The organism is Tardiphaga sp. P4_G1 (genome assembly GCF_056401215.1).
Genome location: NZ_JBFUJU010000012.1, coordinates 20158 through 43563, shown reverse-complemented (window position 1 = coordinate 43563; position 23406 = coordinate 20158). Strand labels below are relative to the sequence as shown.

The window sequence follows — 23406 nt, the reverse complement described above, 5'->3', positions numbered from 1 at the left end:
TGAGGACTTTTCGATGAAGCACCTGTTATCCAGCGCCGCCCGACGCATGGCGTCTTCCGAAGCGCTGGTTCGCCCGATCAGCATGGCTGCCGATATGTTCATGGGCACGCGTGGCTGCCTGATGACCTTTCATCGCGGCGCCTCCGCTCGGGCCTGGGAAAAGCTGCCGAACCGCGACTTCTATCTCGATACGAATTTTCTCGATCAGTTCCTGTCGCATCTGAAGCAACGCGGCTGGGATGTCGTGACGATGGAAGAAGCGATCCAGCGTTCGAAGGCCGGTAAGTCGAACGATCGCTTCGTCAACTTCTCCGTCGACGATTGCTATCGCGATACCTATGAGGAGATCGTGCCGCTGTTTCGCCGTCACAACGTGCCGGTGACGTTATTTGTCACGACGGGTATTCCTGACGGCACGCTTCCGCTGTGGGCCGCAGGTCTGGAAGATACATTGCTCAACAACGACCGGGTCATTCTCGAAGATGGTGCGATCGATGTGCCGACGTCTGACGCCAAGCGTGCGGCATTCCATCGGATTGCGGATCGTTGGGATGGTCCGCAGGCATCAGCCTCTTACAAGAAGTTTTGCGAACTCAATGGTGTCGACATCGACGCGATGCACTGGAAGCATGCGATCACCTGGGAGATGCTCGAAGAGTTGCGCGACGATCCGTTGGTGGAGATCGGCGGCCACACCGTGACGCATGCCCGTATTTCGTCGTTGTCGCCGGATGGTGCACGCTTCGAACTCAAGGGCGGTCGCGACCGGTTGATTGAGCGCCTTGGCATCCCCGCCAGGCATTTCGCATTTCCCTATGGACGTTCGGGCGATTGCGGTCCGCGCGATTTCGCGATCGCGCGCGATGCCGGTTATGCGAGTGCAGCGACGACCCGCAAGGGCCTCGTGCGCAATGGCCAGGATGCCTACAACCTGCCACGCTGCACGATCAACGGCGCGGATCGCAGTCTCGCGACCATGGAGCTCCATCTGTCTGGCCTGACGGGTGTGGCCGCGAGGATGACGGGGCGTGTCTAGCAGTCGTCGTCTCAAGGTCCTCTCGATTGCACATTCCGCCGTCAGCCGCGATGCGGGGCGTCTGCGATACTATCCACTCATCGGACGCGATGACGTCGATATGCATCTCGTCGTCCCGGCTAGGTGGTATCAGTTCGGCCGTACGATTATTGCAGATCCGTCCGACGATCCCGGCATGACCGTGCATGTGATGCCGATCCGCCTGCCGCGCGCCGGCCCGATGAGTTGGTATCTGCATTTTTATCCGGGCTTGCGGCGTCTTATCCGCGAGGTCGATCCCGATGTGATCCATCTCTGGGAAGAGCCGTGGAGCATCGTCGCGATGCAGGCACGCATCCTCAAGGGGCGCGCCGCGATGGTCCTGGAAGTCGATCAGAACATCCTGAAGCGTTTGCCGCCGCCATTCGAATTCGTCCGCAAGGACGTGTTGCGAAACACCGATCATATCCTCTCGCGCAGTCCGGAAGCGACAGCAGTCGTCCGCGCGCGCGGCTATATGGGGCCGACGTCGCCGATTGGCTATGGCGTCGATCTTGCGACCTTCAATCAGACCGGCGAGCGCCAGGCGCCGATTGCGCCCGGGCGGCGACTACGCATTGGCTATGTCGGGCGTCTTGTCGAGGAGAAGGGTCTCGACGACGCGCTCGACGCCATGAAACGCGCCACGGCAGATGTGACATTGGCGATCATGGGCGAAGGTCCGCATGAGCCTGCGTTGAAACTGCGCGTCAACGAGCTGGGACTGACCGACCGCGTCACATTCCGGGGCTGGGGCAAACCGGCCGATGTCGCGTCATTCCTGAGCGGTCTCGATGCAATGATCCTGCTGACGCGCACCACCAGCGCCGTGCGTGAGCAGTTCGGCCGGGTGATCGTCGAGGCGCAGGCTTGCGGTGTACCGGTGATCGGTTCGACGGGCGGCGCTATTCCCGATGTTGTCGGCAAGGGCGGCTGGATCATTCCCGAACGGGATCCCGATGCGCTGGCGACACTGCTGGATCGGCTTGCTGCCGACCCGCAGCAGTTGCTGGACCGCGGCGCGGCCGCGCGCGACAACGTGCTGACGCGTTTTACTTACGAGGTGGTGGCAAATGCGCTGGTGTCGGCCTGCCAGCAGGCCGCCGATGCAAAGCGGGGGGGCTGATCGGCCGCGCCCTTGAAGCGGGCGCTTGCGATCAGGCGCCGACCGCCATGGCCCCCGGTGCAAATTCGTTCTTCGACGCCTGCACCTGCTCCAGCAGTTCGATATAGCGCGAACCGACATAATCCCAGCCGTAATTCAGCGCCGTGGCATGCGCGCCTTCGCACAGCCGGGCCAGCGCTGCCGGATCGGAGAAGGCCATCGCGATCCTCTCGGCGATATCTGCGCCGTCCATCTTGATCTGATAGCCGTTTACGCCATCGACGAGATAATCTTCGATGCCGCCAACCGGCGTTGCAAAAACCGGCGTCGAGCAGGCCATGGCTTCCATGCAGACCAGCGAGAAAGTTTCATAGGCAGTCGGCAGTACAAAGGCGTCGGCCGCAGCGTAGAGGGCCGGCATATCGGTACGCGATCCCGTAAAGACCAGCCGATCGGCGGAGGTCGTCGCCAGTTTGCGATAGGGCGCGGGATTATCCGAGCCCACCACAAGCATCCAGACATCGGGGCCGAGGCGTTCGAGCGCGCCGATGGCATGTGCCAGACCCTTGCGGCGGAATTCATGGCCGGCGAACAGAAGCAGCTTTGCGTCCACCGGGATGCCGAATTCCTGACGGATCCTGAGACCGGCCGCGGTGTCGCGGGCGAAGCGATTGAGGTCGATGCCGTTGGGGATCACGCGGATGCGCGACGCTGGCACCTTGTAGATCTGTTGCAGTTCAGTTGCGACGCGCGGCGAGACCGCGACATACATGCGATAGCGCAGGCCGCCGATCATCCAGCGATCACGCAGGGCCACCCACAGATGCATGGGATTCAGCATCCATGACCAGGAGCCGGCGTTGCGCTTTTCGGCGAGGCTCTGCGCGTTGACCGCGTGCACGACCAACACGTCGCCCGTCAGGCTGTCGCCGTGGCTGATGATGACGGCCTTGGGATGATGATAGGCGGCGCGCGTCGCCAGTAATGTGAAGGTGGGAACGACAAAAGCGCGACCAAGATAGCGCAGGATGCCGCGCGTCTTGATGTGCGAAAGCCAGGCGCCGACGCGCTCGATGCGCGTACCTGGCGTTGCCTTGTCGCCGACGGCGCTGGCGAGAACTGTGTTGGCGATTTTGGCGCGGCTGAAGGCGCATGCGAGTTCGCTGGCCACGCTTTCAACGCCGCCGACCGAACTCAACTCCTGGACGATCTGGACGATCTCGATGGTCATGGGCCGACACTATGAAAACGGGTGAACGCCAATACCGTAGGTGCGCTGATAAGTCGCAATTTCATCAATATCCTGCTTTCGCAGGCTTTTGTCACCAGCACAACGTCTAAGATTTTGCCTTCGCGATAAGGCATATCAGCGGAAACACTCGGACACAGTCGAGCAAATGCAGCCCTGCCGCGCCAAGTAGTATTCCGCTCCACCTGGAGTCGGTAATTGGCGCCGTCGCATGCGTCTTATGGGTGCAATCCTACGTCGACGACGATCTCGTAGGCACTTTTCACCAGCGCTTCGGGCCTAATGGTGAACGGCGTCTTGAAGTGACATCTGAAACAGAGCGCGGAAATGGATATTGTGACCCCGATTCAATATCGAGTCATGCTTAACGCGCGCTGTTTCAAATTGATCACGCAGGTTTCAAAGAGATACAGCACTGATCGAGCGTGGGACAGTTACGGCCAGGCCGCATAGGACGGGCCGTGCTGACTTGGATCAAGCCGCGCGCGACGCCGATAGGCGCCTGGCGACGCATTCTGATACTTGCGGAAGAAGCGATTGAAATAGCCGGGATCGCGGAAGCCGAGGCCATAGCCGATCTGCTCGACCGGCAGATCGAGCTGCCGCAACCGCATGCAGGCTTCGTGAATCAGGCGCTGATGCACGATGGCGCGCGGGCTATAGCCCTTCTCGCGCTTGCAATGTGCGTGCAGCTTGTCGTCAGTGACGCCAAGTGCAGCCGCATAGCGTGCGATGGGCCAGCCGTCGCGATAATGCAGTTCGACCATCTGCAGGAAATTGCCGACGAGGCGCGGGCCGTCGCCGCGCTGTGCAGCATCGTCGGGGGCTTCCTCCGAAATCACCGAGCGCCAGATGTGGAGGCACAGCAACAACACATGCGTCGATGTCATCGTCGCGCTGCCGCGGCCTGGCGTATTCAATTCACGCACCAGTGTGCTGCAGGATTCCGTGATGGCCGCAAAAGTCGTCGTGAGTTGCGCGCCTTCGCGCAGCACCAGCCGGTCGATGGTTCGCCGCAGATGCAGCGCCTCGGCACTGCCGGCGACGGTGCGGGTGAGGACATCGTCCGACACTGAAATCAGGTAGCCTTGCGCGCCGGCTTCGACCTCCAACGTGCCTTCGTGATCGCCGGGTAGCCACAACAGGCCGGGGGACTGAATGGCAACCGTGGCGCCGCGCATCGTGGCGGTGCCGCGTCGGGTTTCGATCACCAGCAGATGCGAGCGCCTAGCAACCGACTGCCGGATGATCCAGCTGCGCGGCGCCAGTCCGGGTGCGAATCTTTCGGCATGCAGCGCCCGAAGCGGCTTCTCCGCGAAGCCGGTGGGACCCGAAACGATGTGCGCGGTCTCAAGCACTGGGACAATCCGTCGCGTGAAATAGCTCGCCTACACGGATCAATACAATCTTTCCCCGGATGCGTCCAATTCCCAGCCCTAAACGCTGGACTAGTCTCCGGCCATCGAACGCCACAAGGCATCGGTGAAAAGAATTCGGGAAGGATATCATGGTGTCAGCAGTCAAGCGCCTTGCGGCGGGACTACTCGCAGTTACCGGTGCGGCGGCCGTCGGATGGGGCGGCGGAGCCGAGGCCCAGACGTCGGTCAAGATCGGTTATGCCATCTCGCGCACCGGCCCCGCCGCCGGCGGCGCCGCGGTAACGACGATTCCCAACTACGAGCTGTGGGTGAAGGAAGTGAACGCCGCCGGCGGGCTCAAGCTCGGCGACAAGCGCGTCCCAATTGAGGTCGTCCAGTATGACGACCGGTCGAGCGCCGAGGAAGCCGCCAAGGCGCTGGAGCGCCTGATCACACAGGACAAGGTCGATTTTATCCTGCCGCCCTGGGGCACCGGTCTGAATCTCGCGGTCGGACCGATCCTGAACAAGGCCGGCTATCCGCACATCGCCTCGACGGCGGTCACCGACCGCGCGCCTGAACTGGCGAAGCGCTGGCCCAACAGTTTCTGGCTGCTCGGCACCAGCGCCGATGCCGCCAAGACGCTGGTTGAGCTGCTGACGAAACTGCGCACCGAAGGCAAGATCGGCGACACCGTGGCGATGGCCAGCATCGCCGACGGCTTCGGCATCGATCTCTCGGGTGCAGCCAGGCCCGCACTCACGGCCGCCAAGTTCAAGCTCGCCTATGACAAGACCTATCCGGTCGGCACGCAGGATCTCAGCCCGATCATCAACGAGGTGAAGGCGCTGAATCCCGACGTGTTCATCGCCTTCAGCTATCCGCCGGACACGATCGCGATCACTGAACAGTCGCGCATCTCCGGTTTCAATCCGAAGATCTTCTACACCGGTGTCGGCACTGCATTCCCGCTGTTCAAGCAGAAATTCGGCGCCAACGCGGAAGGTGTGATGGGCATCGGCGGCTGGAGCGGCGACAGCCCGGCCATCAAGGACTATCTGGCGCGGCACAAGGCGTCGGCGGCGAATGGCGCGGAGCCGGATCGCTGGGCCAGTGCGGTCACCTATGCCGGCCTGCAGATGCTGCAGCAGGCGATCGAACGGGTTGGCAAGGTCGATCGCGCTGCGGTCATCAAGGACCTGCAGAGCGGCACCTTCGACACCGTGATCGGCAAGGTGAAGCTCGAGAACAACATGCCGACCAAATACTGGTGGGTCGGGCAGTGGCAGGACGGCGAGTTCTACGGCGTCGGCCCGTCGGGTAACGAGGGCGCGCGTGCGCCGGTCGTGCCGAAGCCGGCATGGAAGGCGCAGTGATCGCGTCCCTGCTGTATCTGGTCTGACAGAATGACAAACGCGGTTCTCACCGGCCTCGTGCTGGGTGGCATGTACGCGCTGATCGCCATGGGGCTCACCCTGCAATATGGCGTGGCGCGGATCATGAACCTGTCCTATGGCGAGTTCCTGATCGGCGCGGCCTTTGCGTCCTACTGGCTGTTCACCGGCTGGGCGCTCAATCCGCTCGCAGGACTGGCGTTTGTCATTCCGATCAGTTTCGGCATCAGCTATCTCTTGTACCGGGTGTTGCTCACGCCGCTGGTGCGCCGCGCGCGCACCCGCGATGCGCTCGAAGTCGACAGCATTCTCGCCACCTTCGGCATGATGTTCATCGTGCAAGGCATCATGCTGACCATGTTTGGCGGCGCCTATTTCAGCTACTCGTTCCTCGCTGTGCCGGTGACGATCGTCGGCGAGGTGCTGGCACTCAATCGCCTGATTGCCTTCAGCCTTGCGGTCGTGGTCGGCCTTGCGCTCTATCTGACGCTGACCCGCACACGGATCGGGACGTCGATCCGCGCCGTGGCTGTCGATCCCATCGCGGCGCAGCTTGTTGCCATCGATGTCACCAGGACATCAGCGCTGGCCTTTGCGCTCGGCGGCGCGCTGGTGGCGTCTGCCGGCGTGCTGATCAGCATGTTTCTGACCTTCAGCGCCACCTCCGGCGTGGTGTTCACCATGAAGGCGCTGATCGTGGTCGTGATGGGCGGCGTCGGAAATTTGCTGGGCTGTCTCGTCGCTGGGCTGGCGCTGGGATTGAGCGAAGCGCTGGTGGCGACCTTCATCGATCCCGGCCTGACGCTTGCGGTGAATTTCGCGCTGTTCCTCGCTGTGCTGCTGGTGAAGCCGGCCGGCATTTTCGGGAGGGCGCAGCGATGAGCCGTACCCAAATGACGACTGGCGCGATCTGCCTCGCAGCCGTGGTTGCGCTCGCATTCGTCCCGATGATTGTCGATGCCTATCACCTCGCGCTCGCGATCAGTCTCCTGCAATTCACGGTGCTGGCGACGGCATGGGGCATGTTTTCAGGCCCGACGCGCTATGTGTCGCTGGCGACCACAGCCTTCTTCGGTGTCGGCGCATACACCGTCGCCGTTCTGGGCGAGCAATTGCCGTGGTCGCTGGTGCTGCTGATCGCGGCTGTGATCGGCGCGGTCATGGCCGTCATCGTCGGCCTGTCGACGCTGCGGCTGAGCGGCGTGCATTTCGTCATCTTCACCTTCGGCCTCGCCGAGCTCGTGCGCCAGATCGTGGTCTGGTACGAGGTCAACAAGACCCGCGTGCTCGGCCGTTACGTCTTTGTCGATATCACCCAGAACGACATTTACTGGCAGCTGCTGGCGCTTGCCGTCATCGTGTTCGGTACCGGCTGGCTGATTGCCCGCTCGCGCTTCGGCTTCGCACTGCGCATCATCGGCGAAGACGAGACTGTGGCGCGGCATTGCGGCATCAACGTCACCATCGCCAAGGTGGCGCTGTTCACCATCACGGCCACCTTCATGACGCTGGTCGGTGCGATCATGGCGCCGCGCTTCACCTATATCGAGCCATCGATCGCCTTCAATGCGACCATTTCCTTCGAAGTGGTGATCATGGCACTGCTTGGCGGCGCCCACCGCCTGTGGGGGCCGGCGCTCGGCGCCATTCCGCTGACGTTGCTGTTCGACTTTCTGTCGGCGCGCTTCCCCAGCACATCGACCCTGATCATGGGCGTGGTCTTCCTCCTCATCGTCTATGCGCTGCCATCGGGTGTGGTTGGCCTCTGGGAGAAGTTGAAAGCCTGGCGACCCACGGCCTCGAAGATGCGGGGAGCGCAGGCATGATCCCCAGCACAACGCCGGTCCTGCGCATCGAAGGCCTGACCCGCGCGTTCGGCGGTCTCATCGCTGTCAACGGCATCGACCTGACGGTGCATGCCGGCGAGATCGTCGGGCTGCTCGGTCCCAACGGGTCTGGCAAAACGACGGCGCTCAACCTGATCTCCGGCGTGCTGTCGCCGAATGCGGGCGTGATTGCCTTCGCCGGCCACGACATCGCGGGCTGGCCGACCCATCGCATCGCGCGTCTCGGTCTGGCACGCACCTTTCAATTGGTCCGCGTGCTCGACGGCATGACCTGCGGGGAGAATGTGGAGGCCGGGCTGGCCTTTCATCATGCGCCGCTTGCACGCGACGCGATGGCGGCGGCTGCGGCCGGCCTGCTCGCGCGGGTCGGTCTCGCCGGATTTGGTGGACGGCCCGCATCGGAGCTCACTTATATCGACCGCAAGCGGCTCGAACTGGCACGCGCGCTGGCGCTGCAGCCGCGCCTGCTGCTGCTCGACGAATGGCTCGCCGGTCTGAATCCGTCCGAATTGCTGATCGGGATCGAGCTGATCCGATCGCTCAAGGAGGAGGGGCTGTCGATCCTACTGGTCGAGCATGTGATGGATGCGATCCGTTCGCTATGCGATCGCTGCGTGGTCATGAGCAGTGGCCGCAAGATTGCAGAAGGGCCTGTAGCCGCCGTGCTGAGCGACCCCGCGGTGATCGAAGCCTATCTGGGAGCGCCGTTGGATGCTTGAGGTTTCGAATATCAGCGTCACCTATGGCCAGCATCATGCGCTCAGCGACGCCGCTTTGCATGTCGAGCGCGGCGAGATCATCGTCATTCTCGGTGCCAATGGCGCCGGCAAGTCATCGTTGCTCAAGGCCATTGCCGGTTTGCTGCCGTCACCAGCCAAGATCGTCAAACTTGCTGGTCGTGATCTGTCCCGTCTACCGCCTCATGAGATCGTGGAAGCCGGGCTCGCGCTGGTACCGGAAGGGCGCGGTGTATTCGGCGAGTTGACCGTGGCCGAAAACCTGTTGCTCGGCGCCAATCCGAAGCGTGCGCGGGCGGTCGAGGCAGCGCAGCGTGCCAAGGTGATGATGCTGTTTCCGCGGCTCGGCGAACGCCTGGCGCAGACCGTGCGCACCATGAGCGGCGGCGAGCAGCAGATGGTGGCTATTGGTCGTGCGCTGATGTCGAATCCTGACATCCTTCTGCTCGACGAACCGTCGCTCGGCCTGTCGCCACTGCTAGTCCGCGAATTGTTCGCCGCCTTGCGCAAGGTGCGTGAGACCGGCGTCGGTCTGCTGCTGGTCGAACAGAATGCACGCGAGAGTCTGGCTATCGCCGATCGCGGTTATCTGATCGAGAACGGCAAGATCATCGGCAGCGGCACCGCTGCAGCCCTTCAATCCGACGACACCGTGCGCCGCGCTTATCTCGGCGGTCTCGCCAGCGGCGCGGCTTGAAATTCAAAGAAACATCCAACGGAGGACATCGTCATGAACCAGATCAATCTGCTGCTCGAGAACCAGGATGTGCAGGCCATCGACGGCGCGACATTCGATCGCCTCAATCCGATGACCGGCGATATCGCCTCGCGCGCCGCGGCAGCCCAAATCGCGGATGCCAAGCGCGCAGCCGATGCCGCCGCCGCCGCCTTTCCGGCGTGGTCGGCGACCGGCCCGGGTGCGCGCCGCGCCGTCCTGCTGAAGGCGGCCGATATCCTTGCCAGCAAGGCGCCTGATTTCATTGCCTTGATGGCGTCGGAAACCGGCGCGACTGCCGGCTGGGCCGGCTTCAATGTTCATCTCGCCTCCAACATGCTGCGCGAAGCGGCATCGATGACGACGCAGATTTCCGGCGAGGTCATTCCATCGGACAAGCCCGGCTGCATCTCGATGGCGATCCGCCAGCCCGCGGGCGTCGTGCTCAGCATCGCGCCGTGGAATGCGCCGGTCATCCTCGGCGTACGTGCGGTCGCGCTGCCGCTGGCCTGCGGCAATACTGTCATTCTCAAGGCATCGGAAATCTGCCCGGGCACACATCGGTTGATCGGCGAGTGCCTGCGCGAGGCCGGTCTGCCGCCGGGCGTACTTAATGTGATCACCAACGCGCCGGAAGATGCGCCCGCGCTGATCGATGCGCTGATCTCGCATCCCGCCGTGCGCCGGATCAACTTTACCGGTTCGACCCGCGTGGGCCGCATCATCGCAGAGACCGCGGCCAAATATCTCAAGCCGGTGCTGCTCGAACTTGGCGGCAAGGCGCCGCTGGTGGCGCTCGACGATGCTGATCTCGATGCAGCAGTGGCGGCCGCGGCCTTTGGAGCATTCATGAACCAGGGGCAGATCTGCATGTCCACCGAGCGGCTTGTTGTCGATCAGAAGATCGCCGACACCTTCGTGGCTAAGCTCGCGGCCAAGGCGGGTAGCCTAGTCGCCGGCGATCCGCGCAAGGGCGATACACCGCTCGGTTCACTGATCGGCAAGGATGCTGCGGATCGCATGCAGGCGCTGATCAAGGACGCCGTGGGCAAGGGCGCGCGCGTCGTGGCCGGCGGCAGCGTTGAGGGCACGCTAATGTCTGCGACTGTCCTCGATCACGTTACCTCGACGATGCGAATCTACAATGAGGAGTCATTCGGGCCGATCGTGAGTGTCGTGCGCGTCGATGGCGTGGACGAAGCTGTGCGCGTTGCCAACGATACCGAATACGGACTATCGGCCGCTGTGTTCGGCCGCGATATCGCCCGCGCACTGGAAGTCGCCAAGCGGATCGAGTCCGGCATTTGCCACATTAACGGCGCGACCGTGCATGACGAGGCGCAGATGCCGTTCGGCGGGGTGAAGGCGTCGGGCTACGGTCGGTTCGGCGGCAAGGCCGGCATTGCCGAATTCACCGAACTGCGCTGGATCACCATCGAGACCGGCCCGCAGCACTATCCGATCTGATCGTGTCCGTTACACGCTGCCGTCAGAAGCTGACGGCTGCGTAGGCCTTGCTGATATCTGCAGCTGCGTGCTGCAGATGCTCGCGCAACCTGATCTGGCTGGCTTTCGGCGTGCGGAATGCCGGCGTCACGAAAGAGATTGCGGCGATCACGCCACCGGAATCGCGGACGGGAACGGAGACGGCATAAACATGCGGTGTGATTTCCGCGCGCGACTCCGACCATCCCTGCTCGCGGATCACGGCGAGTTCGCGTACCAGTAGCCTGCGATGTGGTGCGAAGCCGGGATCGCGCCGAACGGCGTCGTCGAGGATTGTCTCGCATTCAGCTTCGGGCATGTGCGCGAGCAGCATTTTCGGTCCGGCGCCACGGTGCAGCGGCAAGGCCGTTCCGACCTCGAAGGTCAGGCGAATGCGTGACGACGATTCGGCGCGCTCGATACATACGGCGCGATCGGCGGATCGGCGCAGCAGGATGATGGTTTCTCCGACCTCCTGAGAGACGCGCTTCATGAAGGGGCGCGCAATGGAGGCGAGATCGGTACCGGCTCGGGCCGCCTGAGCCAGGCCGATCACGCGCGGCGCGAGCACGAACGAGCCGCGGCCGTCTTCGTCGATGAGGTCGGCTTCGCGCAAGATGCCAATGTACCGATAGGTCGACGACAGTGGCACCCCGATCTGCTCGGACAGGCTTTCCGCGGAATGCCGCGGACGATCGGTGGAGAAGGCCAGCAAGGCGCGAAGTATCTTTCGCGAACTGCCATCCGTAGCAGCTGGACGGTCCGTCTGGTCGACGCGTTTCGACGCAGTTGCGGCTCTCTTGATGGCCAACGGAACCTCCATTCGGTAATGCTTGCCAATGGAAACGGCAGCATGTGGATATCATTTGCGCACCAACAAACATTGCCGTGCGCGTACCTTCTTATAAGATAAGATAGTGTTCTCAGCAATTGAGAAGTAGCAAATCAGCCCATGAAGCTTCCGCCGCTGGACTATATTTGCCCTGCTACGCTGACCGAGGCGATTGCCGCGCTCGCGGTTCATGGCGGCAATGCCAAGGTGATCGCGGGTGGGCAGAGCCTGATGCCGATGCTTGCTTTCCGGCTGGCGGCACCAAGTGTGCTGGTCGATATCGGTCGGCTGCCAGATCTCAAAAGTATCAGTATTTCCGCTGAGGGCATCGACATTGGCGCCCTCGTGACCTGGCGGGATATCGAGCGTGACGCGCGGCTCGCACAGGCGCATCCGCTACTGGCGGCTGCCATCGCCCATGTCGCGCATTACCAGGTCCGTAACCGCGGCACCGTCGGTGGCAGCATGGCCCATGCCGATCCGGCCGCCGAAATGCCGGGTATTGCGATGACCTGCGACGCGATGCTGACGATCGTCGGGCCGACCGGGACCCGCATCGTGAGCGCAGACGAGTTCATCACCGGCGGTCTCAGCACGGTTCTGGAGGCCGACGAAATCTTGACCAGTATACGTCTCCCGATCTGGAAAAAGGCGCGGCGTTGGGCCTTCGAGGAATTCGCACGCCGCCGCGGAGATTTTGCGCTGGCGGGTGTTGCCGCATTCTACGACATCGACGCGCAGGGCCTGGCGTATAATGCGCATATCGGGGTGATCGGCGTTGCCGATCGTCCGATGCGGCTGCCCGGTGTCGAGGCCATCCTCAATGGCCGTCGGATCAATGCCGACGTGATTTTACGGGCCGCAGCTGCTGCGCGGGACGCGGTCGATCCCGCCGATGATATCCACGCGGAAGCCGCTTATCGGCGTGATCTTCTCGGCGTGTTGCTGGAGCGGGCGCTGGCGCGTGCGGCCGATATTGTCTTGCCGGAGGCTGCATGACGTCGGCCCGTCCCGTCCATTTCACCGTCAACGGTGCCGCGGCGACCGTCACGGTCGAACCTCGCACCATGCTGGCGGATGCACTGCGCGACGAGCTGCGCCTGACCGGCACGCATCTGGGCTGCGAGCACGGGGTCTGCGGTGCCTGCACGGTCATCGTCGATGGTGCCGCCGTCCGCGGCTGCCTGATGCTGGCGGCGCAGGCAGAAGGACGCGAGATAACCACCGTCGAGGGTCTTGGCAGCGCCGCGCATCTCAGTGCGTTGCAGCTTGCGTTCCGCAAGCATCACGCTTTGCAATGCGGCTTCTGCACCGCCGGCATCCTCACGACTGCCCATGCATTGCTAACCGATGAGCCGCATGCGGACGAGGACCGCATCCGCGAGGTGATTTCCGGAAACCTATGTCGCTGCACCGGTTATCTGCCGATCATCGCGGCGATCATGGAAGCCCGTATTGCCTATCGCGACGTGCAATGCGAGGCGGCGCAATGAGCGATGTCGCCAAGCTCCTGGTCGGCAGCGCAGTCGAGCGCATGGAGGATGCGCGCTTCCTGTCGGGATCCGGCCATTTCGCTGATGATCTTGCCGTCGAAGGCATGCTGCATGCCGCGATCCTGCGCAGCCCGATCGCGCATGCGCGGATCGCGTCCGTCGACGCATCGGCTGCGCTGGCCATGCCGGGCATTCACGCCGTGCTTACGGCGCAGGATATCGGCGACAACATCCCCATCATCCCGCTGCGCCTGGCGCCGCTGCCCGAATTCGAGCCATTCCGCCAGCCTGTCATCGCAAGCGACAAGGTGCGGTATGTCGGCGAGCCCGTCGCTGTCGTTGTCGCCGACAGCCGCGCACTGGCCGAGGATGCGCTGGAGACGATCAGCATCGAGTTTGAAGCGCTGTCCGCAGTCACCGAGCGCGGCACAAGTGCAGCTCCGCTGTTCGACTTCGCCGACGATAACGTTGCGCTGCGCTACGATGCCGGGTTTGGCGATACCGATGCGGCCTTCGCGTCGGCGGACTATGTGCGCACGGAGCGCTTCAGCGTGCAGCGCCATACGGCGCTGCCCATGGAGACGCGGGGCCTCCTCGCAGAATGGAATTCATCGGCCGGTCGGCTCCTGGTCACAGGCGCGACAAAGGTCACGTTCTATAACCGCCGCGCGCTGGCGCAGATGCTGGGCCTTCGCGAGGATGACATCGATCTGATCGAGATCGATGTCGGCGGCGGGTTCGGTGTACGCGGCGAATTCTATCCCGAGGATTTCCTGATCCCCTTCGTTGCCCGCAAACTGGCACGCCCGGTCAAATGGATCGAGGATCGCCGCGAGCATCTGATGGCGATCAATCACTCACGCGATATCGCATGCGAATTGTCGCTCGCCTGCCGCAGTGACGGATTGATGCTGGGTCTGCGCGGCCGGGTGTTCGCTGATATGGGGGCCTATATCCGCACCAATGGCGGCGTGGTGCCGGCCAAGGCGGCGCAGTTTCTGCCTGGTCCTTATCGCATCCCCCATGTCAGCGTGTCGGTCGAAGCCTTCATGACCAGCAAAACGCCGGTCGGCACCTATCGCGGGCCGGGCCGCTTCGAGGCGAATTTCTTTCGCGAGCGGCTGATCGACATGGCCGCGATCGATCTCGGCATCGACATCGCCGAATTCCGGCGCAAGAACCTGATCACCGAACAGGAATTGCCTTATCCGATCGATGGGCTCGTGCCCTATGAAGGGCCGACATCCTACGACACCGGCGACTATGTCGAGGTGTTCGAGCGCGCCTTGAAGGAGATCGGCTGGGCCGAGAAACGTCATTTGCAAGGTAAACTGGTCGATGGCGTACGTCATGGCATCGGGCTCGGCTGTTTCGTCGAAAGCGGCGGTGCCGGCCCGAAGGAAAACGCAGCGCTCACCCTTGAGAAGGACGGCTCGCTGACGGTGGCCGTTGGCTCATCGGTGCTGGGGCAGGGATTGGAGACGGTGCTCGGCCAGATCGCGTCGGATACGCTGTCGATCCCGTTCGATCGCATCCGTGTGCTGCACGGCTCGACCACGCTGCTGGATGAGGGCTTTGGCACCTATCATTCGCGTGCGGTGGTGATGGGCGGTTCGGCCGTGCTCGACGCCGCCACCCGGCTCCGCGAGAAGATCCTGCAGCAGGCGTCCAATCACCTGGGCAGGCCGAACAGCGAGTTGAAGATCATTAGTGCGAACGTCATCGCCGATAACGGCGCGTCGGTGTCGTTTGCGGCGCTCGCAGCCGGGCGCCAATTGCGGGCAGACGGCACATTCGCCAACGATGTGCGCACCTATAGCTACGGCACCCACGCGGCGCATGTCACCGTCGATCCACGCACGGGCGCGGTGAAAGTTCTCGATTACATCGCGGTCGAAGATGTCGGTCGCGCCATCAATCCGGCCATTGTGCATGGACAGGCGATTGGCGCCATCGTGCAGGGACTGGGTGGCGTTTTCCTCGATCATCTGATCTATGACGATCAGGGGCAGCTCTTGAACGCCTCTCTGGCCGATTATCTGGTGCCGACCGCGAGCGACTTTCCAGTCCTGCGCGCGGTGACGCTGGAGCTGCGGCCGTCGCCGAGCAATCCGCTGGGTGCCAAGGGCGCGGGCGAGGGCGGTATCGTTGCTGTGGCCGCAGCGACGGCCAATGCGGTGGCGGCAGCGCTGGCGCCGCTCAATGTCGAGATTCATCACTTGCCGCTGACGCCGCCGCGTCTGTGGCGCCTCATCAAGAATGCGCATGCGCGCGCAATCACCGCTGCATAGGGACTGATCGTGCCGATCGATATCCATGCCCATTACGTGCCGCCGCAGCTGCTGTCCGCCATCGATGGCCGCGGCGCCTATTGCGGCGTGAGGCTGCTGCCAGCCGGGAATGGCAAGCCGCCAGCCCTCGGCTTTGATTATGGTTTCAGGGTTCGGCCGTTCTTCCCGCAACTGGTCGAGCCGGTTGAACAACGCCGTGCCAGCCTCGACCGCCAGGGTCTCGACCGGCAACTGGTCGCCACATGGCCGGATATTTACGGCTACGGCCTTCAAAAGGATGCCTGCGCGCATTGGCACCGGATGCTCAACGATACGCTCGGCGAGTGGTGCCATACGAACAGCGACCGCTTTTCCTTTGTCGCATCGGTGCCGCTGGTCGATGCGGCCGATGCCGCGGCTGAGCTCGATCGCGCCGTTGGCCTTGGCGCTGTTGCGGTCATGGTCCCGGCCAATGTTGAAGGCGTCAATATCGGCGAGAAGCCGCTCGATCCGTTCTGGGCCAAGGCGGAAGCATTAGGACTGCCGGTCATCCTTCATCCCGTGCTGGTGGATGCTGCGCCGCGTGCCGCGAAATTCGCGCTGACGCAGATTGCGCAATATACGTTCGATACCACGCTCGGCATCGGCTCGATCATCTTCTCAGGTGTGCTCGATCGCTTCCCGGCGCTCTCGATCGTCCTCAGCCATGGCGGCGGCACATTTCCTTATCTGCTGGGTCGCTTCGATGTGATGCATGCGCGGATGGACCGCGCGGGACAGGGCGATTTCGCGCAATGCGACCCGTCAGTCTACGCCTCGCGCATCGGCTATGACAGCATCGTTCATGCGCCGAAAGCGTTGCGTTTCCTCGCCGATACCGTGGGTATCGAACGTGTAGCGCTCGGTACTGACGAGTCCTTCCCGCCGGCGGATCGCGATCCTCTCGCCAGCGTCAAGGCTGCGGGCTTTTCCGCTACCGATATCGAACTGATTACTGAAACCAATCCGAGGCGTCTGTTTCCACGTTTGCCCTGAGCTGCGGTGCGTTCTGCCGTATCATCTTCATGCGAGATAAAGAGGACCGATCATGCTGAAACGTCTGCTTGTTGCCGCCGGTGTTGCGATGTCGATGCTGGGTCTTGCACACGCGCAGGAGATGAAGACGGTCAAGGTCGGGACGACCAATCTGTCATCGGATATCGGTCTGTTCCTCGCCGAGAAGCGCGGCTACTTCAAGGAAGAGGGGGTCAAGGTTGAACTGATCCCGTTCGATTCCGGCGCCAAGATGGTGGCGCCGCTCGGCGCTGGCGATCTCGACGCATCGGCAGGCGCGGCCTCCGCCGGACTCTATAACGCCGTCAATCGCGGTCTCAAGCTGAAGATGGTGGCGGACAAGGGCACCAATATCGCGGGCTATAGCTACAAGGCGCTGATGGTGCGCAAGGATCTGATCGAGTCTGGCGCCTTCAAGTCGCTTGCGGATCTCAAGGGCAAGAAGGTCGCGATCATCGCCAATGGTGCGGCGGACGAGTCCGTTATCAACCAGGCGCTGAAGAAGGCCGGGCTAAAGGACGAGGACATCGAAAAGGTCTTCCTGCCATTCCCGCAGCATCTCACCGCCTTCGCCAACAAGGCGATCGACGCGGCGATTTCAGCGGAGCCGGGCGTGACGGCGATGGTGCGCAACAATGCCGCCGTGCGCTTCGTCGGCCTCGACGATTTCTATCCGGTGCAGCAGACAGCCATGCTGCTGATCAATGGCAAGTTTGCCGAGGACCGCAAAACAGTGACGGCGTTTCTCAAGGCCTATCTGCGCGGGGTGCGCGCTTATGCTGCGACGCTGAAGGACGGCAAGATCGCGGGGCCCGGCGCCGAGGACATGATCAAGGACATTGCCGAGATGACGGGCATCAAGGACACGGCGCTGCTGCATCAGATCGTGCCGGTGTTCATCGATCCCGACGGCCAGATCAATCTGCCCAGTGTCGAGACCGATCTCGCTTACTTCAAGTCGCGCGGGCTGGTCACCAGCGACATCGAGGCAGCCAAGGTCGTCGACATGTCCTATGTCGATGCACTGAAGCCAGTCCTGGGGCCGTTCGCACGGCCCAAGTGAAACGGTGAAGAGAAGTGTGGCGATGACGGTGCCGACGACAGCAGCAGAAATCCCGGATGGCGGTTCAGCAGCCGCGCCGAAGATCAGCCTGCGCGACGTCACCAAGCGGCACGATACGCAACTGGCGCTGGACCGGATCACGCTCGATATCCCGGCCAGCACCTTCTTCGTGGTGGTTGGCCCGAGCGGCTGCGGCAAGACCACGTTGTTGCGCATGCTTGCCGGGCTGGATGCGCCGTCGGAGGGCCGGATCGACATCGCCAATCCGCAGCCCGGTCATCCGCAGAACGCCATGGTGTTCCAGGGGGACTCGTTGTTTCCCTGGATGACCGTATGGGACAACGCCGCCTATGGCCTGACGATGCGCAATGTCCCGAAGGCGCGCATCGACGACGTGGTCGGGCACTACCTGAACAAGACCGGCATGTATGGCGCGCGAACGCTCTATCCGCATCAGCTCTCCGGCGGCATGCGCCAGCGCGTCTCCATCGCGCGCGCCTTTGCCAACGATCCCGATATCCTGCTGATGGACGAGCCGTTTTCGGCGCTCGACGAGCAGAACAAGACGCTGCTGCATGAAGAGCTGCTGCGGATCTGGGAAGAGAGCCGCAAGACCGTGGTCTTCATCACTCACAGTGTCGATGAAGCCGTGACGCTGGGCGACCGCATCATGGTGATGACGGCTGGCCCCGGCCGCATCAAGACCATCGTGCCGGTCGATCTGCCGCGGCCGCGCAATGTCGTCGAACTCCGGCACACGCCGGCTTACGGCGAACTGGTCTATGACATCTGGGCGCAACTCCGCGAAGAGGTCGATCGCGCGCGCAGCCGCGAGCCGGGGAGCAAGGCATGAGCGCGGGCCAGACTCGCTCACTGTGGAGCGACCGCACCATCAGCATCCTGTCGCCGCTGGTGCTGTTGGGCCTGTGGGAAATCTGCGCGCGCACCGGCATCATGGATGTCAGGTTCTTTCCGGCGCCTTCTGACATCATTGGGCATCTGTTCGAACTCGCTTCCTCCGGCGCGCTGTGGCGTCATGTGGGAGCCAGCCTGTATCGTCTCGCAGCAGGTTTTATCGTCGGCTGCGTGCCGGCCATCGTGATCGGGCTTGCCATCGGGCTCTATCGCCCCGTGCGGGCCGCTTTCGATCCCTTGATCTCGGCGACCTATCCAATTCCGAAAAGTTCGCTGCTGCCGCTGATCCTGCTGATCTTCGGCCTCGGTGAAAGCTCGAAGATCGCCATGGTCGCGATCGGCGTGTTCTATCCGGTGGTCATCAACACCGCGGCTGGCGTGCGCCAGATCGCACCGATATTCCTCGATGTTGGTCGGAACTTCGGCGCCAGCCGCTTCAACATGTTTCGCACCGTGGCGCTGCCGGGCGCATTGCCGCTGATCATGACCGGCATCAAGCTCGGCGCCGGCATGGGGCTGGTGCTGATCGCCATCGCCGAGATGGTCGGCGCCAAGCAGGGCCTCGGTTACATGATCTGGAATGCGTGGGAGCTGTTCGACGTCCAGACCATGTATGTCGGCCTGTTTGTCATTGCGATTATCGGCTTCGTGATGAATGCCGGCTTCGACGCGCTGGAGCGCGCCATCGTGCCGTGGCGGAAGGGCTAGAGCGTCTTCAATTGCTCGCTCACGGCCAGCAACTGCCGCCGAATATTGGACGCCGCAGTCACTTCCCAGAACGCGCCGCGCGTCGCCGGGCCGATGGCATAGAAGCCGGGCTGAACACGACCGGCGCTGTCACGCAGTTCGCAGGTTGGGGCGACATCGAGGCCCAGGCCGTTGAAGCCGGTCCGCGCTTGCCCGGTTGCGAGCAGCGACTTGATGAGCGGATCGCCCAGGCGATCATAACGCTCTTCCGGGCCGGTACAGTTCAGAATCCAGTTGGTGGCGAGGTTGATCGTCTCGCCGTGTCCGCGCTTGCGGATGGTCACGTCATGTCCCGACGGTGTCGCAACTGCACTGGTGATGCGACCCGCGATCACATCGAGCTGCTTGTCTCGCTGCAACTGTTCCAGCAGTTCGGCGACGTCGGGCGCCAGCCGATGCCGATGCACCATCCAGATCGCGCGCAGATGCCGCGCGAAGCGGGCACGTTCGGTTTCGGAGGCGTTCCTGTAGAGTTCACCGATGGACAATCGAAACGTATCGACCATCGTCTGCCATGGAATGCCCGCGGCAACCTTGCGGCGGGTGTCCCTGAGCAATGCCGCCAGAAGGCCGCGCGCGGTGGGCACCGGGAATGAGTTCATCGGATCGGGATCGGTCTGTGCCGGCACGTCGATCAGCGGCAGCAACCCGCGCCGCGACACCATCGTGATGGGCGCGCGCATGCCGCGATGGACGAGATCGATCACCATATCGACGGCGGTGGCGCCAGTGCCGATGACCAGCACGCGATCGTCATTGCCGATCGGATCGAGCGCGCCCGGCGCCCAGACATTAGTGATCGAGCGCGGCGATGCCTCGATGCCGGGAAATGGCGACGGCGGCTGGTTGCCAAGACAGAGGAACACCAGATCGGCGTCGATGGTCGCACCCGATGCTGTCGCAACGCGATAACCATCGCCCTGCCGCGTCACACTCAGAGCCACATCCTGCCGCGGTGTTACGCGTCCGCTGCCCGTCAATTCGTTGAACTTCGTCGAGATGTAGTCGCCATAGACCCGGCGGGGCACGAAAGAGGTTGAATAGTCCGGCCAGTCCGCCTGGCCGGTCTCCGTTAGCCATTCGACGAAGCCGTTATCTTCGGCGCCGAGTCCGCCCATCTTTGAGGCTGGGACGTTGATACGGTGCCACTCGGCTTTCGCGGAATAGGCGAGCCCGCGCCCGAACGCGCCGTCGCGATCCAGCACGGTGATCGGCCCGATCTGCGGCAGCCTGGCCAGAATGATGCCGGCGAATGCGCCGGCCACGCCGCCGCCGATAACGGCAATGCGCAGAGAATGGGGAGAGGCTGATGTCATGCTGCCAAACGATGCGAGGGAGAGGGTCGAGAGATCAGGTCGGCGGCGCGTAGGCGGCCGGATCGACCGATGTTGGGCGGCCATCGAGCACGAGCCGGCCGATCCGCGCGGGCGTCTCGGCGATCACCTTGCCACGGCGCACGACCGCAAGCCGCGTCGCCTTCAGCCGGATTGCCTCGATAGGGTCGCGGGCCTGCAGCAGCACGAGGTCGCCGTTGCAGCCGACATCGAGGCCGTAGCCGTCGAGGCCCATGATCTTGGCCGGATTGGTAGTGACGGTGTCGAAACAGAATCGCATTGCATCGCGGCTGGTCATCTGTCCGACATGCAGGCCCATATGTGCGACTTCCAGCATGTCCGCCGAGCCCAGCGAGTACCACGGGTCCATGCAGCAGTCCTGGCCGAAGGCCACGTTAATGCCGTAGGGCCGCATCTCCGGCACGCGGGTCTGGCCGCGGCGCTTGGGGTAGCTGTCGTGGCGGCCCTGCAGCACGATGTTGATCAGCGGGTTCGCGATCGCAGCGACGCCGGCCTCCGCGATCAGCGGCAGCAGCTTCGAGACATAGTAGTTGTCCATCGAATGCATCGAGGTCAGATGCGAGCCGGCGACGCGGTCCTGCAATCCCAGCCGCTGGGTCTCATAGGCCAGCGTTTCGATGTGGCGTGACAGCGGATCGTCGCTTTCGTCGCAATGCATGTCGACGCGCAGTCCGCGCGCAGCGGCGATCTCGCAGAGTGCCTTCACCGATGCGGCGCCATCGGCCATGGTGCGCTCGAAATGTGGAATACCGCCGACGATGCTGACCCCCTTGTCGAGCGCGCGCTTGAGATTCTCCGCAGCCGTGGGCGAGCGGAAATAGCCGTCCTGCGGGAACGCCACCAGTTCGAGATCGAGATAGGGCGCGACCTGCTTCTTGACGTCGAGCAGCGCATCGACAGCCAGCAGCCGGTCGTCGCAGATATCCACGTGGGTACGTACCGCGAGCAGGCCCTGTGCCACCGCGAGATCGCAATAGCGCAGCGCGCGTTCGACCAGTGCCTCATAGGTGAGGTGTGGCTTCAATTCGCCCCACAGCGCGATGCCCTCGAGCAGGGTACCCGACACATTCAGCCGCGGCAGGCCGAGCGATAGCGTCGCATCCATGTGAAAGTGGATGTCGACGAATGGCGGCGAGACCAGGTGCCCGGCGGCATCGATCACACGTCCGGCCTCTTCCGCCAGATTGGGCTGCACCGCGACGATACGGCCCGATTCAATGGCGATATCCTGGCCCGTGCGGCCGTCGGGAAGCGTGGCGTTGCGAATGAGGAGGTCGAACGGCATGAAACCCTTGCTGCTGCAGGTGTGGTCGCCGAATTATCGGCGTTGCGCTGCAGCAATGCAAGACGGTCCACGCGGGCGGCATCCGCCGGTCCGCGCGGACCGATTTGACCTGTATCAGTGAAACGATTGTTGTGCGGCGCGGAGCAGATCGATCGGGCTCCATGGCTTGGCCATGAACAGTGTGCCGTCGGGCAGCCGACGCACGCGAGGCGCACCCGACGTCACAATCACATGCATATCGGGGAATCGTTGCTTGGCGAGATAAGCGAGCTCGATGCCGTCCATCATGCCTGCGAGTTCCACGTCCGTGAAGACCATCGCAACATTGTCGCCGGATTCCTCCAGCACCAGTACGGCCGCCTCCGCGCTTTCGCATTCGATGACGTTCATCTCGCTCTCTTCGAGCAGCAGGCTGACCAGTGTGCGTTGTGCTTCGTCGTTCTCGACCACCAGCGCTGTCGACCTGTGTGCATAACCCATGGGGGAGCCTCCGTGGTTTGGTTGCGACAGGAGGGCAATGCGTGAGTTCATCAGGGGTTCAGATAAAAGTGAGTTCCCGTGAGCAACAATGTTGCTTGTGCACATGCATGCTTGAACATGATGATGCGCTCTGGAGAGCTGCAGTCAAGCCGTTACGGATGTTGAGTTTGTAATCTGTTGCATCATCTGCGGCAGCAGATAGGGCGCGCCATCGTCGGTACGTGCAACGACGACGTCGATATCGAACACGCGGCGGATCACATCGCTGGTGATCGTTTCCGCAGGCGTTCCTTCGGCTGCAACGGCGCCGTTCCGCATCACGATGATGCGGTCAGCAAACCGAACGGCGAGATTGAGATCGTGCAGCACTGCGATCACGGCCGTGCCGTTGCGTGCACGCTCCCGCGAAATTTCGACAAGTTCGATCTGGTGACGCAGATCGAGTGATGAGGTCGGCTCGTCGAGCAACAGGATGCCAGGACCATGCACAGCTTCACCGCAGGCGAGCTGTACGAGGATGCGCGCGAAATGCGCGCGCTGTTGCTCGCCGCCGGAGAGCGTCGGCAATTCGCGATGACGGAAGTCACCAAGGCCCACTTCATCGATGGCGGCATTGACGAGCGCTTGCGCAGAAGCCAGCGGCAGGTTGCCCCGACCCATCTGCACGACTTCCTCGACCGTGAATGGAAAGCTCACACTGACATGTTGCGACAGCATCGCGCGCCGCATCGCCAGTTCGGCGGGCGACCAGGCGTGGAGGTCGCGGCCTTTCAGCGTGATGGCGCCGCGCGACGCACGCAGATCGGCCGACAGCAAGCGTAGCAGTGTCGACTTGCCGGCGCCGTTGGGGCCGACGATGGCGACCATCTCGCCGCTGGTGATGGCGAGATCGACATGATTGAGCAGCGTGGCCTGGCCGATGGTCAGCGAGATGCCGGATGCTGTGAGGACGGGAGCGTCGGCCATCGG

22 protein-coding genes are annotated in these 23406 nt (G+C 63.0%); 15 read left to right on the top strand and 7 right to left on the bottom strand.

Features of this window, described 5'->3' with window-relative positions; genetic code table 11:
- Positions 1-13 precede the first annotated feature (13 nt).
- Positions 14-1036, top strand: a complete 1023-nt coding sequence (locus tag AC1DUY_RS25685; protein WP_478118029.1) for a polysaccharide deacetylase family protein — start codon at positions 14-16, stop codon at positions 1034-1036.
- A complete protein-coding gene (locus AC1DUY_RS25680; RefSeq protein WP_478118027.1) occupies positions 1029-2180 on the top strand; it encodes a glycosyltransferase family 4 protein in 1152 nt (383 codons plus the stop codon). The genes AC1DUY_RS25685 and AC1DUY_RS25680 overlap by 8 nt, the downstream gene beginning before the upstream one ends.
- 31 nt (positions 2181-2211) lie before the next feature.
- On the opposite strand, the gene AC1DUY_RS25675 is transcribed toward AC1DUY_RS25680, so the two are convergent.
- Positions 2212-3390 (bottom strand): glycosyltransferase family 4 protein, encoded by a 1179-nt coding sequence (locus AC1DUY_RS25675; protein ID WP_478118025.1) that lies wholly within the window; start codon positions 3388-3390, stop codon positions 2212-2214.
- A 452-nt stretch (positions 3391-3842) separates the two neighbouring features.
- Positions 3843-4766 carry a helix-turn-helix transcriptional regulator gene (locus tag AC1DUY_RS25670; protein WP_478118023.1) on the bottom strand — a complete coding sequence of 308 codons (924 nt, stop codon included), beginning with the start codon at positions 4764-4766 and terminating at the stop codon, positions 3843-3845.
- 149 nt (positions 4767-4915) lie between these two features.
- Between AC1DUY_RS25670 and AC1DUY_RS25665 the strand changes: the two genes are divergently transcribed.
- Genes AC1DUY_RS25665 through AC1DUY_RS25640 form a run of 6 tightly spaced genes read left to right on the top strand, consistent with a single transcriptional unit; the run spans position 4916 to position 10926 of the window.
- The gene (locus tag AC1DUY_RS25665) at positions 4916-6142 is read left to right on the top strand and encodes an amino acid ABC transporter substrate-binding protein (protein WP_478118021.1); all 1227 of its coding nucleotides are present in this window, start codon (positions 4916-4918) and stop codon (positions 6140-6142) included.
- A gap of 30 nt (positions 6143-6172) precedes the next feature.
- Entirely contained in the window at positions 6173-7042 is an 870-nt protein-coding gene (locus AC1DUY_RS25660) for a branched-chain amino acid ABC transporter permease (RefSeq protein ID WP_478118019.1), read from the top strand.
- Positions 7039-7986 carry a branched-chain amino acid ABC transporter permease gene (locus AC1DUY_RS25655; RefSeq protein ID WP_478118017.1) on the top strand — a complete coding sequence of 316 codons (948 nt, stop codon included), beginning with the start codon at positions 7039-7041 and terminating at the stop codon, positions 7984-7986. The genes AC1DUY_RS25660 and AC1DUY_RS25655 overlap by 4 nt, the downstream gene beginning before the upstream one ends.
- Positions 7983-8726, top strand: coding sequence for an ABC transporter ATP-binding protein (locus tag AC1DUY_RS25650; protein ID WP_478118015.1), 744 nt, complete (start codon positions 7983-7985; stop codon positions 8724-8726). Before AC1DUY_RS25655 ends, AC1DUY_RS25650 begins: the two co-directional genes overlap by 4 nt.
- Positions 8719-9441, top strand: coding sequence for an ABC transporter ATP-binding protein (locus tag AC1DUY_RS25645; RefSeq protein ID WP_478118013.1), 723 nt, complete (start codon positions 8719-8721; stop codon positions 9439-9441). Before AC1DUY_RS25650 ends, AC1DUY_RS25645 begins: the two co-directional genes overlap by 8 nt.
- A 33-nt stretch (positions 9442-9474) precedes the next feature.
- On the top strand, positions 9475-10926 hold the full coding sequence (locus AC1DUY_RS25640) for an aldehyde dehydrogenase (RefSeq protein ID WP_478118011.1): 1452 nt from the start codon (positions 9475-9477) through the stop codon (positions 10924-10926).
- 22 nt (positions 10927-10948) lie between these two features.
- Here the strand turns inward: AC1DUY_RS25640 and AC1DUY_RS25635 are convergent, their stop codons facing one another.
- Positions 10949-11755 carry an IclR family transcriptional regulator gene (locus AC1DUY_RS25635; RefSeq protein WP_478118009.1) on the bottom strand — a complete coding sequence of 269 codons (807 nt, stop codon included), beginning with the start codon at positions 11753-11755 and terminating at the stop codon, positions 10949-10951.
- A 141-nt stretch (positions 11756-11896) separates the two neighbouring features.
- Here AC1DUY_RS25635 and AC1DUY_RS25630 point away from each other — a divergent pair, with 141 nt between their 5' ends.
- The 7 genes from AC1DUY_RS25630 to AC1DUY_RS25600 are packed head-to-tail and all read left to right on the top strand — an operon-like array spanning position 11897 to position 19278.
- Positions 11897-12775: an FAD binding domain-containing protein gene (locus AC1DUY_RS25630; protein WP_478118007.1), complete on the top strand. Its 879-nt coding sequence runs from the start codon at positions 11897-11899 to the stop codon at positions 12773-12775.
- Positions 12772-13269, top strand: coding sequence for a (2Fe-2S)-binding protein (locus AC1DUY_RS25625; protein ID WP_478118005.1), 498 nt, complete (start codon positions 12772-12774; stop codon positions 13267-13269). Before AC1DUY_RS25630 ends, AC1DUY_RS25625 begins: the two co-directional genes overlap by 4 nt.
- Positions 13266-15560 (top strand): xanthine dehydrogenase family protein molybdopterin-binding subunit, encoded by a 2295-nt coding sequence (locus AC1DUY_RS25620; RefSeq protein ID WP_478118003.1) that lies wholly within the window; start codon positions 13266-13268, stop codon positions 15558-15560. Before AC1DUY_RS25625 ends, AC1DUY_RS25620 begins: the two co-directional genes overlap by 4 nt.
- A gap of 9 nt (positions 15561-15569) precedes the next feature.
- Positions 15570-16574: an amidohydrolase family protein gene (locus AC1DUY_RS25615; RefSeq protein WP_478118001.1), complete on the top strand. Its 1005-nt coding sequence runs from the start codon at positions 15570-15572 to the stop codon at positions 16572-16574.
- Between the two features lie 52 nt (positions 16575-16626).
- Positions 16627-17655, top strand: a complete 1029-nt coding sequence (locus AC1DUY_RS25610; protein ID WP_478117999.1) for an ABC transporter substrate-binding protein — start codon at positions 16627-16629, stop codon at positions 17653-17655.
- Positions 17656-17677: 22 nt separating this feature from the next.
- Positions 17678-18508: an ABC transporter ATP-binding protein gene (locus AC1DUY_RS25605; protein WP_478117997.1), complete on the top strand. Its 831-nt coding sequence runs from the start codon at positions 17678-17680 to the stop codon at positions 18506-18508.
- Entirely contained in the window at positions 18505-19278 is a 774-nt protein-coding gene (locus AC1DUY_RS25600) for an ABC transporter permease (RefSeq protein ID WP_478117995.1), read from the top strand. The genes AC1DUY_RS25605 and AC1DUY_RS25600 overlap by 4 nt, the downstream gene beginning before the upstream one ends.
- Here the strand turns inward: AC1DUY_RS25600 and AC1DUY_RS25595 are convergent.
- The 4 genes from AC1DUY_RS25595 to AC1DUY_RS25580 form a co-directional block, all read right to left on the bottom strand.
- Positions 19275-20633, bottom strand: coding sequence for an FAD/NAD(P)-binding protein (locus AC1DUY_RS25595; RefSeq protein WP_478117993.1), 1359 nt, complete (start codon positions 20631-20633; stop codon positions 19275-19277). The genes AC1DUY_RS25600 and AC1DUY_RS25595 overlap by 4 nt on opposite strands.
- 34 nt (positions 20634-20667) lie before the next feature.
- Positions 20668-21957 carry an amidohydrolase family protein gene (locus tag AC1DUY_RS25590; RefSeq protein ID WP_478117991.1) on the bottom strand — a complete coding sequence of 430 codons (1290 nt, stop codon included), beginning with the start codon at positions 21955-21957 and terminating at the stop codon, positions 20668-20670.
- A 114-nt stretch (positions 21958-22071) separates the two neighbouring features.
- Positions 22072-22437, bottom strand: coding sequence for a response regulator (locus AC1DUY_RS25585; RefSeq protein ID WP_068735283.1), 366 nt, complete (start codon positions 22435-22437; stop codon positions 22072-22074).
- Positions 22438-22581: 144 nt separating this feature from the next.
- Positions 22582-23403: a heme ABC transporter ATP-binding protein gene (locus AC1DUY_RS25580; RefSeq protein WP_478117989.1), complete on the bottom strand. Its 822-nt coding sequence runs from the start codon at positions 23401-23403 to the stop codon at positions 22582-22584.
- Positions 23404-23406: the final 3 nt, after the last annotated feature.